Source organism: Pseudomonadota bacterium (assembly GCA_023229365.1).
GTDB lineage: Bacteria > Myxococcota_A > Polyangia > JAAYKL01 > JAAYKL01 > JALNZK01.
The window spans coordinates 106,730-120,494 of sequence record JALNZK010000004.1 but is presented as its reverse complement, the minus strand read 5'-3'; the positions used below and the strand labels follow the sequence as shown (position 1 = coordinate 120,494).

11 protein-coding genes are annotated in these 13,765 nt (G+C 70.8%); 4 read left to right on the top strand and 7 right to left on the bottom strand.

Features of this window, described 5'->3' with window-relative positions; genetic code table 11:
* Together M0R80_04970 and M0R80_04965 are read left to right on the top strand one after the other, a co-directional pair.
* A partial coding sequence (locus tag M0R80_04970; GenBank protein MCK9458971.1) for a hypothetical protein occupies positions 1-1,239 on the top strand: 1,239 nt, incomplete at its 5' end.
* Between the two features lie 14 nt (positions 1,240-1,253).
* Entirely contained in the window at positions 1,254-1,631 is a 378-nt protein-coding gene (locus M0R80_04965) for a hypothetical protein (protein ID MCK9458970.1), read from the top strand.
* A gap of 15 nt (positions 1,632-1,646) precedes the next feature.
* Here the strand turns inward: M0R80_04965 and M0R80_04960 are convergent, their stop codons facing one another.
* The 7 genes from M0R80_04960 to M0R80_04930 all read right to left on the bottom strand — a co-directional run bounded on the left by M0R80_04960 (position 1,647) and on the right by M0R80_04930 (position 9,231).
* A complete protein-coding gene (locus M0R80_04960; GenBank protein MCK9458969.1) occupies positions 1,647-3,233 on the bottom strand; it encodes a cobalamin-dependent protein in 1,587 nt (528 codons plus the stop codon).
* A gap of 5 nt (positions 3,234-3,238) precedes the next feature.
* A complete protein-coding gene (locus tag M0R80_04955; GenBank protein ID MCK9458968.1) occupies positions 3,239-4,267 on the bottom strand; it encodes a hypothetical protein in 1,029 nt (342 codons plus the stop codon).
* Positions 4,268-4,400: 133 nt separating this feature from the next.
* Complete coding sequence (locus tag M0R80_04950) at positions 4,401-4,904, bottom strand: hypothetical protein (GenBank protein ID MCK9458967.1); 504 nt, start codon at positions 4,902-4,904, stop codon at positions 4,401-4,403.
* Complete coding sequence (locus tag M0R80_04945; protein ID MCK9458966.1) at positions 4,901-5,518, bottom strand: CPBP family glutamic-type intramembrane protease; 618 nt, start codon at positions 5,516-5,518, stop codon at positions 4,901-4,903. The genes M0R80_04950 and M0R80_04945 overlap by 4 nt, the downstream gene beginning before the upstream one ends.
* Positions 5,519-6,418 carry a hypothetical protein gene (locus M0R80_04940; protein ID MCK9458965.1) on the bottom strand — a complete coding sequence of 300 codons (900 nt, stop codon included), beginning with the start codon at positions 6,416-6,418 and terminating at the stop codon, positions 5,519-5,521. It abuts the gene before it with no gap.
* A 122-nt stretch (positions 6,419-6,540) separates the two neighbouring features.
* Entirely contained in the window at positions 6,541-7,722 is a 1,182-nt protein-coding gene (locus M0R80_04935) for an ATP-binding protein (protein MCK9458964.1), read from the bottom strand.
* 219 nt (positions 7,723-7,941) lie between these two features.
* Positions 7,942-9,231, bottom strand: a complete 1,290-nt coding sequence (locus M0R80_04930) for a tetratricopeptide repeat protein (protein MCK9458963.1) — start codon at positions 9,229-9,231, stop codon at positions 7,942-7,944.
* A 217-nt stretch (positions 9,232-9,448) separates the two neighbouring features.
* Between M0R80_04930 and M0R80_04925 the strand changes: the two genes are divergently transcribed.
* Complete coding sequence (locus tag M0R80_04925; GenBank protein ID MCK9458962.1) at positions 9,449-11,449, top strand: hypothetical protein; 2,001 nt, start codon at positions 9,449-9,451, stop codon at positions 11,447-11,449.
* Complete coding sequence (locus M0R80_04920; protein MCK9458961.1) at positions 11,449-13,758, top strand: C25 family cysteine peptidase; 2,310 nt, start codon at positions 11,449-11,451, stop codon at positions 13,756-13,758. Before M0R80_04925 ends, M0R80_04920 begins: the two co-directional genes overlap by 1 nt.
* Positions 13,759-13,765: the final 7 nt, after the last annotated feature.

Below are 13,765 nucleotides of genomic sequence, written 5' to 3'. Positions count from 1 at the left end.
AACTGCGCCGACGGCCGCCCCGGCACGGCGCGGCTGCTCGCGACGGAGGTCACGGGGAGCTGCTTCACGGACGACGGCACGTACTTCCCGGCGCCCGGGTTCGTCTCCGCGACGCCGATCGCGGGGGGGGCGCTCGCGGCCGGCGTGTGGGTGTACCGGATGACCGCGGTGGTGGACAGCGTCGAGTCGGTCGCCGGCTACCGCGTGTCGGTGGAGACCGCGGCCGGCGAGGGCAGCGTCACGCTGTCGTGGAACGCGGTGCCGGGCGCGACGTACAACGTGTACAGGACGAGCGCCGTGGCCACCGAGTCGACCGGCGACGAGGACACGTTCCTCCTCGCGTCGGGGCTCACCGGGGTGACGACCTGGACGGACGACGGGAGCGCCACCCCCGACACCGGCGTCGCCGCGTGGGACGGGATCGCGGTGCTGCCGCCCGGGACCCTGAGCCTCTGGACCGAGCTCGAAGAGATACTGGTGGAGGCGCGCGAGGGTGCGGGCGCGGTGGCGTTGACCGTCCCGTCCGGCAGCGACTCGTTGGGCGACAAGACGTACATATTCGTGGGCGGAGGACGGCCGCACGCGGGAGGCGACGGCTACTTCGACACGATCGAGAAGGCGCTGGTGCTCGAGGACGGCGACCTCGGGGCCTGGACGACCGAGATCGCGACGTTCAACGTCGAGCGCGCGTTCTTCCCGCTGCTGACGACGAAGAACAGGGACGAGACGTTCTGGAACCCGGAGACCCCGCCGCTCGAGAAGGGAGCGACCAAGGGCACCTGGCCGGAGCCGATCTTCCTCTTCGCGCTCGCGGGCGACGACCTCTGGTCGGGCGTGCTCAACAGCGGCATCCAGAGCATCGAGGCCGCGCTCGTGACGTCGCCGGACGGCGTGCTCGACGCGTGGCACGTCCAGGCGTACGACCTCCCGATGGGCCGCAGGACGTACGCCCACGACGGCCTCCTCATCGACGACTACCTGTACTGCCTGCCGGGCGTGGATCAGGAGGGGATCGCGGGCGAGCCGTCGCCGCTCATCAATGTCACGTCGAGGTTCCCGATCGACGTCTTCGCAACCGACCTCGACTACGTGATCGACACGACCTACATGTCATCGAACGCCCAGTGGACGACCGCGCGCTCGTACTATGATATAGTGCGCGTCAACGGCTACGTGTACACGATGGGCGGCAACGACGGCACGGGGCCGATCGCGTCCATCGAGAGCATCCCGCAATGAGAGGAGAAGAGAATATGTTGAAGCGCATTTCGATCATCTTGGCGGTCCTGTCCATCGGCGCGCTGGCGATGGTCGTCACGTTCTGCTCGGACGACGGCGGCGGGGGCACGGACTCGGACACCGACACGGACACCGACACCGACACAGACTCCGACACCGACACGGACACAGACTCCGACACCGACTCCGATACCGACACCGACTCCGACTCCGACACGGACACCGACTCCGATTCGGACGCGGACGGCGGCCCGGACGGCGGCGCCGCGGACGCCGGAGTGTGGACCTGCGAGTACGATTGCCACAGCGCGACGTGGTGCACGAGCCACAGCGGCACGGTCCACGACGACATGACCTGTCCCGGCGAGCAGGTCTGCTGCGAGACCACGTAGCCGCGGTTCGGCGATTCAGCCCGTGGTCCGTATCCTCGCCCCGCGCGCGTCGAGCAGGAACCCGATTTCATCGATCTTCCGGCTCCAGGCGTCGTCGCGCTCGTTGATCGCCATCGCCGTCTCCACGGCGAAGTCGCGGCACGCGGTGAGATCGTCGGCGTCGGCGCGCGCGGCGAACGCGGCGACTTCGCGCAGCTCCCCCACGGTGTCCGCGTACACGTCGTGCACGAGCCGGTCCACCTGTGCGCTCGTGGCCGCGGTAGCGGGCCCGGGCAGGAGCGCTTCGTGCACGTGCCGCGAGAACGAGAGGTTGATGAGCCTGTTGAGGAGGCTCTCGTTGGAGAACGCCCGCTCCGCGAAGCAGATCCGCAGGATCCGGAACATCAGCTCGGCCCGGGGGTCGCGCATCGTGTAGCCGTAGGCGAGCCAGCTCCCCTCGAGGCGCCCCTCGGCGCGCAGGCGCTCGAGCAGCGGCGTGCCGGGGTAGATCTCGGTGCGGCACACGTTCCAGGTGAGATCGAGCCGCTGCGACGCGAAATCGATGTTCTCGACGATCTCCTCGAGCGTGCAGTCCGGGTCGAAGAGCATGAAGTTGTAGGACGATCGGATCCCGCGCTCGAGGCACCTTTCGATCGCCCGCGCGTTGTCCTCCCGCGAGTGGACCCGGCCCAGGTAGCGCAGCCGCTCGGGCGCGGCGTTCTCCACGCCGAGGAACATGTGGATCGCGCCCATCGCCGCCGCCGCCTCGGCCACCGCCGGGGTGATCGTCTCGGGCCGCCCCTTGATCCAGAAGAGCACCTTGCCCACGCCGCGCGCCTCCAGGGCGCGGGAGATCGCGTTCATCCTCTCGATCGACCGCCTCTCGCTCGGCAGGATGAACAGGTCGTCCTGGAGGATGATCACGCGGACGCCCAGGTCGTGGTACGCGGAGGCGATCTCCTCGGCCACCGCCTCGGCGCTCCGCAGTCGAAACCGCTTGCCGCCCGCGTCCTTGCCGAACGCCCGAAGGCAGCAGTACGCGCACTCGCCGATGCAGCCGCGCGAGGTGAGCATCACCGCTATCGGGGCGCCGCCCACCACGAGCGGCTTCTGGCGCCGCAAGGGCTTCGGCAGCGTGTCCAGATCCGCGAGGAGCGGCCTCGGCGGCGCGACCTCCACCGCGCTCCCCTCGCGCCACACGAGGCCCTGCAGCCCGCGCGGCGCCTCGCCGCCCCGGCCGAGCGCGTCGAGCAGCTCCACGAGGGTCCGCTCCCCCTCGTGGCGGACGACGGAGTCGATCCCCGGGGCCGCCTCGAGGAGCTCGCGGTAGCAGAAGGTCGGCACGTGGCCCCCGCAGGTCACGTGCCCGCGGTAGCCGGCGAGGCGCAGGAGCCTGGCCAGCTCGAGGTGGTCGTCGACCGCGCACTGGAAGGCGATGCTCAGGCCGACGAGATCCGGCTCGTGAACCAGGATCGCGCGGACGCACGCCTCGGCCTTGGCCTTCGAGTCGAAGGTCACGAGCCGCGCCCGGTGCCCTGCCGCCTCGACCGCCGCACCCAGGTACTCGAGCGCCAGGTTCCCCTGCAGGCTGGGCCCCACGAGGACGGCGGTCTGCGCTCCCATCCGGCTCAAGCCCGGTGGCGCCAGCGCAGCGCGGCCACCGTCGCGGACGTGGAGTCCTTCACCGCGACCTGGACGAGGTGCGGCCCGGGCTCGGCCGGAACCTCCCAGATGATCCCGGCCGTGTCGCTCCCGCTCACCTCGCCGCCTTTCACCCGCCATTCGTAGGAGAGGGGACCCTCGGTGCCGCGGTGCTCGACGCACAGCGTGACGCTCCGTCCGTAGACCGCGACCGCCACGATCTCGGCCTGCGGGCTGCCGGAGAGGGCGGCCGGACCCCGATCGCGGGAGGCGGGCAGCGGGCACGCGATCTTCTCGCAGATCTCGCTGCACACCGTGCACTCGCCGCCCGAGGCGATCCAGACCGGGTAGTCCGCTCCTTCACACAGGTGGAGGTAGGTCGTCGATTCGACCTTCTGCGTGTCCCCGCTCGTGTCGCTGCACGCGATCTCGAACGTGACCCGGATGACGAGCTCGGTCTCCCCGGTCGCGAACCACGCGTACGACGGGAACTCCACGTGGAACGAGAAGCCGTCGCCCGCCGGCGCGACGCCCGTCACGACCGCGGCCGTCAGATCCTCTGGGATCGCCGAGGTGATCTCGATGATCGGCAGCCCGTTCACCCTGCCGACGAGATCCGCGGCGACCGCGATCTGCCCGTCGGCGTTGACGAGGTCCCAGGATCCCGTCTCGAGCGCGACCGTCGCGGCGGTGTTGCTCGTCGCGGTCGGCGTCCCCGAATCGCACAGGGCCGCCACGGTGGAATCCGTCCCTGCCGGCGGCGACGGCACGGTATAGACCTCCTCGGGAAAGCCGTCGCAGAGCTCGGTGTCCGTGTCCGCGTCGCTGTCCGAGTCGGTGTCGGTATCCGCATCGGAGTCCGTGTCGGAGTCCGTGTCGGAGTCGCTATCGGCGCTCGTCTCGGTTTCCGTGTCCCCGTCGCCGCCCCTGGATCCGGCGTGGTAGCAGCCCCACGCCCAGGCGAGGAGCCCGATGACGATCCAAAGGAAGAACGTCCTCTTCGAACGCGTGAACATCTTCCAACCCCCTCTCGGCCGGCGCGCCGCCGCACACCCAGCATACCGGATCTAGCGTCCGTCCTGGGCGATTTGATACCGAAAGAAGAACGCCCGATCACCTATGGGTGGGAACCTGCGCACCGCCGATTTTTCAGTACAGCTGCGGATCCGGCGGCCCGACCTCGACGACATACTTCCGGTACCGCTTCGGAATGACGGTGCCCTCGACCGCCGGCCGGCACATGAACCCATCCCGCGAGCTCAGCGGCTCGGAGCTCATCTCTATTCGACCCCGGAACACGGCGACGAATCGGGTCGGCGTCGTCTCGATCGCAACCTTGGGCACGCTCGACTCGTCCGCGTACTCCACGAACGAGACCGTGAACCCGTCCTTCGCGAGCATCGCCGCGAGCGCGTCCATCTTTTCTCTCGAGAGCTCGCGCGCGAACACGTGGAGCTCGATCGGCTCGTCCGCGCTCGTCGTGCAGCCGCAGGCGACCGGCACGGGCGGGGGCGGAAGCTCCGCAGGGGCTCCGGCATCCGGGCGATCGGTCGGATCCGCCGGATCGGTCGGATTCAGGCCGACTGCAACGGCCGATCCGCACGCCGTGATCCAGAGCGCGACGACTCCTATAATCGCGATGCGCGGCGTCACGGCAGCCTCGCCCACACGGCGAAGATCACGGCGAGGTCCGCGGCGACGTGCGACGCGAACGGCGCGGCGAGCCCGGCGCAGCGCACGGCGGCGATCCGCCAGAACCAGGCCGCGGCGGCGAGCGCGATCCCCGCGGCGAGCGCGAACGGCCACGTGACGACGAGCGTCAGCACGAGGACGTGGTAGCCCGCGAACAGGGCGTCGGCGGGCGCGGGCCGTCGGGTCTCGTCGAGGAGCACGCCGCGCCAGAAGAGCTCCTCGAGCGCCGGGTTGATGAGCGCCGAGTGGACGGCGAAGGCCGCGAGCGATCCGCCCGCGAGCCCGAACCGCGCGAGCACCTCGGCGATCCGCGGCTCGAGCGCGACGTGCGGCCACGCGAGCCAGACGACCGGCCCGACGGCGAGCCCGACGAGGACGAGCGGGATCGCGGTCCTGGCGCGCGCTCCATCGACGAGGGCGCGCGGGCGGGGTCGACGGCCCGCGGCGAGCCAGATCGCGACGATGCCCGCGTGGTAGAGCAGCATCGCGGCCCAGGCGCTGTGTAGCGCGTGCATCCCGACGAGCACCGCGGCGTACGGGATCGCCGGCGCGACGAACGGCGTGGCACGAGACACCTAGGCCCTCGCGTACAGCTCGGCGCGCAGCCGCGCGATGCCGGCGCCGACCTCGCCCGCCTCGGAAGGCGAGAGCCGCCCGGACTCGGTGAAGTAGGCGTCGACGAGCGCGGCGGGCGTGACGTCGAACAGCGGCGACCACGCCGAGACGCCGGCCGGCAGCTCGCCGAACAGGTGCGGCGACTCCTCGATCTCGGCGGTCGCGTTGCCGGAGAGCTTGATCCGCTGGCAGGCGACGTAGAACGGCACGCCGAAGTGGCGCGCCGCGAGCGCCATGGAGAGCGTCGAGCTGCGGTTGACCACCGAGCCGTCGGCGAGCACCTGATCCGCGCCGACGAGCACGGCCCTGGCCGCGCGCACCGCGTCCGGAAGCGCCGCGTCCGGCACGACCGAGAGCGCGAAGCCGCGAGCCGCAAGCCACTTGGCCGCGCGCAGGCCGTCGCCGAGCCTGTGCCCCTCGCCGATGACGATTCGCGACGGCCGCACCGCGAGCAGCGCGCGCATCGCCGTGACGCTCCACGAGCACGTCGCGACGACGCCTCCCGGCCCGAGCTCGTCGGCCACGAGCCCGGCGATCGTCGCGCTCGCCTGGCCGAGCATCTCCCGCTCCGTGCGGATCGCCTGGGAGAGCGCGGCGGCCGGCGGGACGCCCTCGGCCAGGAGCGCGGTCGCGCGCGCCGCGGCGAGCACCGCCTGGGAGCCGATCGCGGCCATCGAGGGCCGCAGGCGATCGATCCGGATCGCGAGGTCGCGGACGCGGTCGAGCGCGGCGGCCGGATCGTCGGGCAGCTCGGCGCACAGGAGCTCCATGGCGTCGAGCCCGCGCAGGGCGAGCGAGGTGGCGCCGTCCGACTTCTCGCCGGCGATCTCCTCGATGATGCGTTCGATGGCCGCCGTCATGATCCTCCCGCCACATTCTGCCACGCTTCGAGGAGCCCGGGCACCGTTTCCAGCGCGAGCGGCTCGGCGCCGCGGGTCACGAAGGCGGTCACGACCTCGGTGGGCTGGGAGGGGGTCACCGGCTAGTCCCTGGGAGGCGGCCCGAACAGCGCCTCGGCGTTTCGGAACGACACGAGCCGCACGCCTCGCGCGACGGCTTCCAGATCTCCCGCGTAGACGACCGCCTTCTCCGTCGGCCCGTCCATCTCCGCGGCGAAGCGATCCAGGCCCGCCAGCGTTTCTCCCGTCCAGGTGCGGGCCGCCTTGATCTCCGCGAGGAGGGTGGCGCCGCCGCGCCGCTCGAAAACGAGATCGACTTCCCGCCCCTTTCCGTCGCGGGCGAACAGGAGCCGCGGCTCCTCTCCCCGGTTCACGAGGCACTTGATCGCCTCCATGACGACCAGGTTCTCGAACAACCCGCCGAGCAGAGGATCCCGCGAAACCTGGAGCGGGCTCTCGAGGCCGAGGAGGTACGCCGCGAGCCCGACGTCGGTGAAGAACAGCTTGGGTGACTTGATGAACCGCTTCCCGGTGTTCCTGAAGTACGGACGCAACGTGAAGACGACGTAGGACGCCTCGAGGACGGAGAGCCAGTGCGCGATGGTGGTGCCCGACACGCCGACGTCGCTGCCGAGCGACTGGTGGTTGCAGAGCTGGCCGACCCGGCCGGCAAGCAACCGCATGAACACGTCGAACCGAGCCAGCTCCTTGAGCTGCAGCAGCTGGCGCAGATCCCGCTCGACGTAGGTCTGGTAGTAGTCCCGAAGCGCCTTGTGCGGCACGAGCCCGTCCGCGTGGATGCGGGGGAGGAAGCCCGAGCAGATCAGCTCGTCCCGGTCCGGGCGGATCCCGGCGCCGGCGAGCTCGGCGATGGTCAAGGGCAGCAGGCGGAGGATCCCCGTGCGCCCGGCCAAGCTCTGGGACACCCCCTGGTGCAGCGCCGACTGGTCGCTGCCGGTCAGTATCCACGCGCCTCTCTCGGACGGGTGCTCGTCCGAAAGCGCCAGGATCCAGGACAACAGCTCCGGCGCGCGCTGGACCTCGTCGAAAACGACGGGGCGGGGAAAGCGGCGGAACAGCGACTGGGGATCCTGCTGGGCCAGTCGCCGGTGCTCCGGGTGCTCGAGGTTGCAGTAGGCGTGATCTGGGAACGCGGGGCGGACCAGGGGGGTCTTCCCGGACTGCCGCGGCCCGACGACGGTCACCGCCGGAAACGCCTTCGCCAGGCGCAAGAGCTCAGACTCGGCGTTTCTTTCTATAAACATATCATATGGTTGCTCGCCATTAGCACAATCGTCAAGTTGAACTTGAGATTTGTACCAGCATTGTTCAGTGTCTCTGATGAGGTCCTCATTGGGCCATCATCGCGATGGTCACGACGTCAGTTGGCGGGGAACGCCCTACAGGCGCCGGCGCGATCGTCGACTTGGATTTCGGAAATCGGATGCCGCGGACAAGCGCAGAGGCGGACGGCGGTCGGGGGGCTAGAACTTCGACTTGCACTTCGCCTTGCGCTGCTCGATCTCGGCCGTCGAAACGCCCAGCATGTCGCCCTTGAGCGCGCTCGCGAAGTGCGCCTGGCCCTCGTCGTACAGCCGGCGCTCGCACGCGATGTCGCCGAGGATGACGTAGGCGATCGACAGGCCGGCCTTCATCGCGATCGCCTGGTTGAGGAAGCTGTTGGCGGTCGTGTAGCGGCCGAGCTTGAAGTAGGTCTGGCCCGAGTGCAGGTAGACGTTCACCTCGCCCGGGGCGACGCTCTTCGCCTGCTCGAGCGCCTCGATCGCGCCCTCCGAGTCGCCGGACGCGTAGACGATGTCGGAGAGGAGCAGGTACGCATCGACGAGGTTCGGCACGAGCTTGATGGTCTTCTCGAGCGCGGCCTTGGCGTCGTCCGGCTTGCCCTGGCCGTACAGCGCCCGCGCGAGGCCGTAGTGCGCGACGCCGCGCGGCGCCTTGGACGACTCGATCGCGGAGCGGAACGCCTGCTCGGCACCGGTGTAGTCGCCGCTCGCGAGCAGGATCTCGCCGAGCTGCTGGTAACCGTCCGTCCACGCCGGCCGGATCGCGATCGCCGTGCGCAGGTGCTCCGCCGCCTCGGCGCCCTTGCCGAGCAGGCGGCCGTAGTGGAAGTGGGCCATGCACGACGCCGGCTCCAGATCCACCGCGGCCTTGAGCGACGCGAGCGCCGCGGGCCTGTCGCCGTTCGACTCCTGCGCGAGGCCGAGCCCCATCCGCGCGACGTAGCCGGCGCCGGCGCCGATCGCCGCGTTGTACGCCTCGATCGCCCGCGCGTTCTCGGCCTGCCGCCGGTACGCCTCGCCGAGCCCGGTCTGGCCGCGCGCGGTGTCGCCCTTCTCGATAGCCTTGTTGAACTCGTCGATGGCGCGCGCCGACCGGTCGAAGGTCAGCCACACCCAGCCCGCGCACACCTCGCCCACGCTCTCGCCCTTGTGCCGGCGCCACACGCCGCGGCAGGCGTTCTTCGACTTCTCGAGCTTTCCCTTGGCCATGTCGATCCGCGCCTGGCCGAACTCGGCCTCGCCGTACTTCTTCTGCAGCTTGAGCGCCGCCTTGTACGACGACGACGCCTCCTTGAGCCGCATCGCCTCGATGTAGAGATCGCCTATCGCCACGAGGTCCTCGGGGCCCGCCGCCGTGAGGCCGGAGGCCCGCGTGTCCAGCGGACTGCTCGGGGTCGCGAGCTCCGCACCCTGGGCCGTCGCCGTCCCGGCCGCCAACAGCACGATCAAACCGATGAAAGCGCCGCGCATGATCGATCCTCCTTCGATGTCGCCCGGCCATTTGTAACACGGCCGGCCGCAACCCTCGCCAAATACGTGTATTTCGACCTCGAAGACGTACCAATTATTCCATCGGGTGCGATTTGGCTGTTTCGCGCCGGGGAGGCGAAGGTATAGTTTCCGATCTCGACGCCAGCGCGGCGCGCGCGTCACGAACAAGGAGCCGACCGTGCCGATCACCTCCGCATTGGAATTCACCTTTCGGGTCGTCGTCCGATCCGCCGGGGTCGCGGCTGTCGCGCTCGCGGTTGCGGCGTGCGATCTCGGGGGCCGGGACAAGCCCCCGCCGGACACGGGCTTCGACGCCGGCCCGGATGCGGGTGAGGACGCCGGGCCCGTCGAGCCGGACGCCGGCGCGGACGCGAGCTTCCGGTACCAGGACGCCGGGGCGTGGGAGGGCGATCCCGACGGCTCGGTCGAGGTGACCGAGCCCTGCGGCAACGACTGCACGTACGCCTACAACATGACCCCGCGGGAGGACGACGACCCGTATTCGGACACCCAGTACGGTCACGCCATGTTCGAGATCTCCCTGGCCGGCGACGACCTCGTCGTTGCACGCGAGCTGCACGGGTTCCTGTTCTTCCTGTACCCGGGCGTGTCGCCCGGGTACCGCCAGCGCGCTCTTTCGAGGCTCGTCCTGGACGCAGACACCCATGACCTGGTGTCCGGCGAGGCGCTCGTCTACAACGCCTACTGCAAGTCGCTGTACTCCGGAAACAACGGCATCGAGATGACGAAGGAGTACGAGTTCTCCTACGACGCCGTCGCCGGGGAGCTCACCTACTCCGTCGAGTCGAACGGCCGGCGGTGGGAGCGCCTGCTCGAGTCTCCGGAACCGCCGATCGTGATGCTCAACCACCGGGAGTACCCGATCGACACGTTCGGCTCGCACTCCCCGCTCACGGCGCTGCTGCTCGCGGAGCGGTACGACTGGAGCGCCGGCGGCGCGCAGCGCGTCCCGATCTTCTCGCCGGAGCTCGAAAGGATCGACGCCGTGGAGCTCGAGGCCGACGGGCCGGACACGCTCGTCGTGCGCTACCCGATCGACAGCGCGAAGGCGCCCTGGCACAGCACCAGCACCGACGCGGTGTACGACATCAACGAGATCCCGATCCGGTTCGAGTACGACGTGCCCGTCCACATGGGCTCGCGCAACAACTTCGAGTGGACCGCCGTGTACGCGCCGCCGTTGGAGCTCAACCTGCTGTCTCCGGCCGGCGATCCCGTCGAGGTCGCGCTCCCGGCCGTGCCGACCGGCAGCGCGGCGATCAGCGCCGTGTCGGGCGCTGCGACGCTCCACGGGCTCGTCGACGTGCCTCCCGGCGCGGGGCCGCACGCCGCGGTCGTGATGATCCCCGGCTGGGAGCGGATGACGGCGCGCGGCGAGGTCGGCGCGGTGGATCTCTACGCCCAGCTCGCGGCGCGGCTCGTCGCGGCCGGCGCGGTCGCGGCGCGGTTCGGCGCGCGCGGCATCGAGGACGGCGGGGACGACTTCGCCGAGGCGACCGTCGAAGGGCTCGTCGCGGACGCGCAGGCGGCCGTGGCGGCCGTGGCGGCACGGGGGGACGTCGATCCGGATCGCGTGTTCCTGCTCACGACCGGGGCGGGCGTCCACGTGGCGGCCGGCGCCGCGGCGGGCGGCGAGATCGCCGGGATCGTCCTCGTCGCGCCGATAGGCGGCGCGTACCTGGACGCGGTGCCGCTCGTCACCGCGCGCTACCTGGAGAGCGCCAACATGCGGGGCGAGTACATCGACGAGTTCCAGGACCTGAACGACGCGCTCTTCGCGAGGCTCGCGAACGGCACCTACGACGGCGACGCGTACCTCGGCCACACGACCGCCGCGTGGCAGAGCCTGTTCGCCGAGGATCTCGTGGCGAACCCGATCGCGCTGCCGCCCACGCTCGTCCTCTACGGCGCCGAGGACCACCTCGTGCCGCAGGCGCTCGTCGAGGAGCTCGCCGCCGCGCTCTCGGGCGCCCTGCTCGCGGACGGCGGCGTGGACGCGGACGCGGGCCCGGGGCTCACGGACGTGACGACCGCGATCCTGCCCGGCCTGACCCACGCCCTGACGCCCGGCACCGCCGACGGGCTGTGGCCCGAGCACGGCGGCGCCGAGGCCGTGGACGACGGCGCCGCGACCGCGATGACCGACTGGCTCGCGGCGATCGCAGGAGGTCTGTGATGCGCACCACGACGACGACGACGCTGTTCGCCCTCCTCCTTCTCGCCGCGGCCGACGCGAACGCCGCGAAGACCCGCACCGTGACGTTCGACGCCGCCTTCGGGGCGCCGCGCATCTCCCTGGACGCGGACGGTCTCGCGTCCGTGCGCGTCGACGGGGCCGGCGCCCGGCCCACCCCCGGCGCGCCGTCGCTCCCGCACCGGCACCTCCGGCTCGTCCTGCCGCCCGACGCGGATCTCGGCTCCGTGCGCGTCCGCGTGGAGCCCTTCGGCGTCGAGACCCGCGAGGGGCCGTTCGACGTGGCGCCCGCGCCGCCCTATAGGGTGCACGACACCGGCGCCGTGCGCTGGGGCGCGGCCGAGGATCGGATCGTCGGCGGCCGCGACGCGGCGATCTACGGCCGCGACGCCCGCCACCCGGCAGCGTGGGGCGAGGCGAAGGGCGCCGCGAAGGAGGTCCGCGGGTTCAAGTCGATCGAGATCGCGCTCTCGCCCGCTCGCTGGAGCCCGCGCTCCATGGATCTCGAGACGGCAGGGGCGCTGCGCGTCGTCGTGACCTACGCCGCGGAGCGCGCCCCGACAGCCCCGAAGCGCGGCTGCAGCCTCGACGACGAGCTCGCCGCGCGCCTCTTCGACAACTTCGCCGACGCCGCCGCCTGGTACGGCGAGGCCTGCACCCGATACCCGGCGCCCGGCGACGACGGGATCGCCGTGATCACGACCGACGACATCGAGGACGAGAGCCTGCTGCTCGGTGACTGGGTCGCGCTGCGCGAGAGCCAGGGCTACACCGTGACGGTCGCGACCGACGCCGACTTCGACCTCTCGACCGGGGATCCCACCGAGGACACGCGCGCGGACCGGATCCGCAAGTGGCTGAAGGACAACTGGGCGCCGCTCGGGCTCGGCTGGGCGTTCCTCGTCGGCAACCCGGACCCGTCGGACGAGGCGATCTACGGCGTCCCGATGAAGCCGTGCGCGGCCTCGGCCGAGGAGGGCTGGGTCGAGATCGCGCCGACCGACTTCTACTACGCGAACCTGACCGGGGACTTCGACGCCGACGGCGACGGCGAGTACTGCGAGGTGGACGACGAGGTCAGCTTCGTCCCGGACATCTACGTCGGGCGGCTGCCGTGCTACTCGGACGGCGCGTCGGCGATCGACGAGATGCTCGGCCGGATCCTCGCGTACGAGGAGGAGTCGGCGACCGGCGATCTCGAGTGGCGGCGCCGCGCGCTCCTGCCGGACTCCATCTACTGGTACAAGTACGAGGGCTGCAGCACGCTCCAGCCGCGTTGGGACGGCGCGACGATCGCCGAGTGGCTCATCCGCGAGGAGCTCGAGCCGCGCGGGATGGTCTGGACCTCGCTCTACGAGCGCGACGGGATCGAGCCGAGCCAGTTCTTCAGCCACTTCCCCATCGACATGGAGCACGTCGTGAACCAGTGGGCGCTCGGCTACGGCCTCGTCTACTGGGCCGGCCACGGCTCGACCTCGGGCGCCTACCGCACGATCTGGGGAGCGGACACGAACGGAAACCTCTGCGCCGACGAGGAGCAGGGCAACTACGAGACCTACTCGCTCGCCTTCATGGAATCGGCCACGTCGCACATGCTCGAGGACGCGCCGCCGCCGTTCGTCGTCCACGACTCGTGCTCCAACGCGACGCCCGAGTCGCCCGACAACCTGGCGTACAACCTGCTTCGCCGCGGCGCGATCGCGACGATGGCCGCCACGCGCGTCGCCTACGCCTGGAGCTTCCCGTACGCGGATCCGGAGCTGTGGATCCAGTCGGAGACGATCGACGGCGACTCGTCGGACATGGGCACGGAGTTCGCCCAGAACGTGATCGCGGGCAGCGCCGCGGGCCAGGCGCTCGGCGACACAATCGCCGTGACGACGGACGGCCAGGGGCTGATCTCCATGTACCAGAAGTCCAACATGAACCTCTACGGCGACCCGCTCGTGCGGCTCGTCATGTGCCGCGTAGGCGCCGAGTGCGACGACGGCGACTGGTGCGACGGCCTTGAGTGGTGCGACGAGGGCTCGTGCCAGCCGGGCACCCCGGTCGCCTGCGAGCCGACCGACGAGTGCGAGGAGATGGTCTGCGACGAGGCGACCGACGCCTGCGTGTGGGGCCCGAGCTGCATCCCGGACGGCGGGATCCCGGACGCCGGGCCGCCGCCCGAGCCGGACGCCGGGACCGACACCGAGCAGCCGGCCGCGACGTCGGGCATCAGCGCGGGCTCCTCGAGTTGCAGCGCCGCCCCGCGCGCCGCGACCCGGTCACTCCTGTCTTCGATCTTCTGACGGCAGC

Bases quoted from the DNA above. Each gene is read 5' to 3' on its own strand.
- M0R80_04965 (MCK9458970.1), top strand. From the start codon at position 1,254: ATGTTGAAGCGCATTTCGATCATCTTGGCGGTCCTGTCCATCGGCGCG.
- M0R80_04960 (MCK9458969.1), bottom strand. From the start codon at position 3,233: ATGGGAGCGCAGACCGCCGTCCTCGTGGGGCCCAGCCTGCAGGGGAAC.
- M0R80_04955 (MCK9458968.1), bottom strand. From the start codon at position 4,267: ATGTTCACGCGTTCGAAGAGGACGTTCTTCCTTTGGATCGTCATCGGG.
- M0R80_04940 (MCK9458965.1), bottom strand. From the start codon at position 6,418: ATGACGGCGGCCATCGAACGCATCATCGAGGAGATCGCCGGCGAGAAG.
- M0R80_04935 (MCK9458964.1), bottom strand. From the start codon at position 7,722: ATGTTTATAGAAAGAAACGCCGAGTCTGAGCTCTTGCGCCTGGCGAAG.
- M0R80_04930 (MCK9458963.1), bottom strand. From the start codon at position 9,231: ATGCGCGGCGCTTTCATCGGTTTGATCGTGCTGTTGGCGGCCGGGACG.
- M0R80_04920 (MCK9458961.1), top strand. From the start codon at position 11,449: ATGCGCACCACGACGACGACGACGCTGTTCGCCCTCCTCCTTCTCGCC.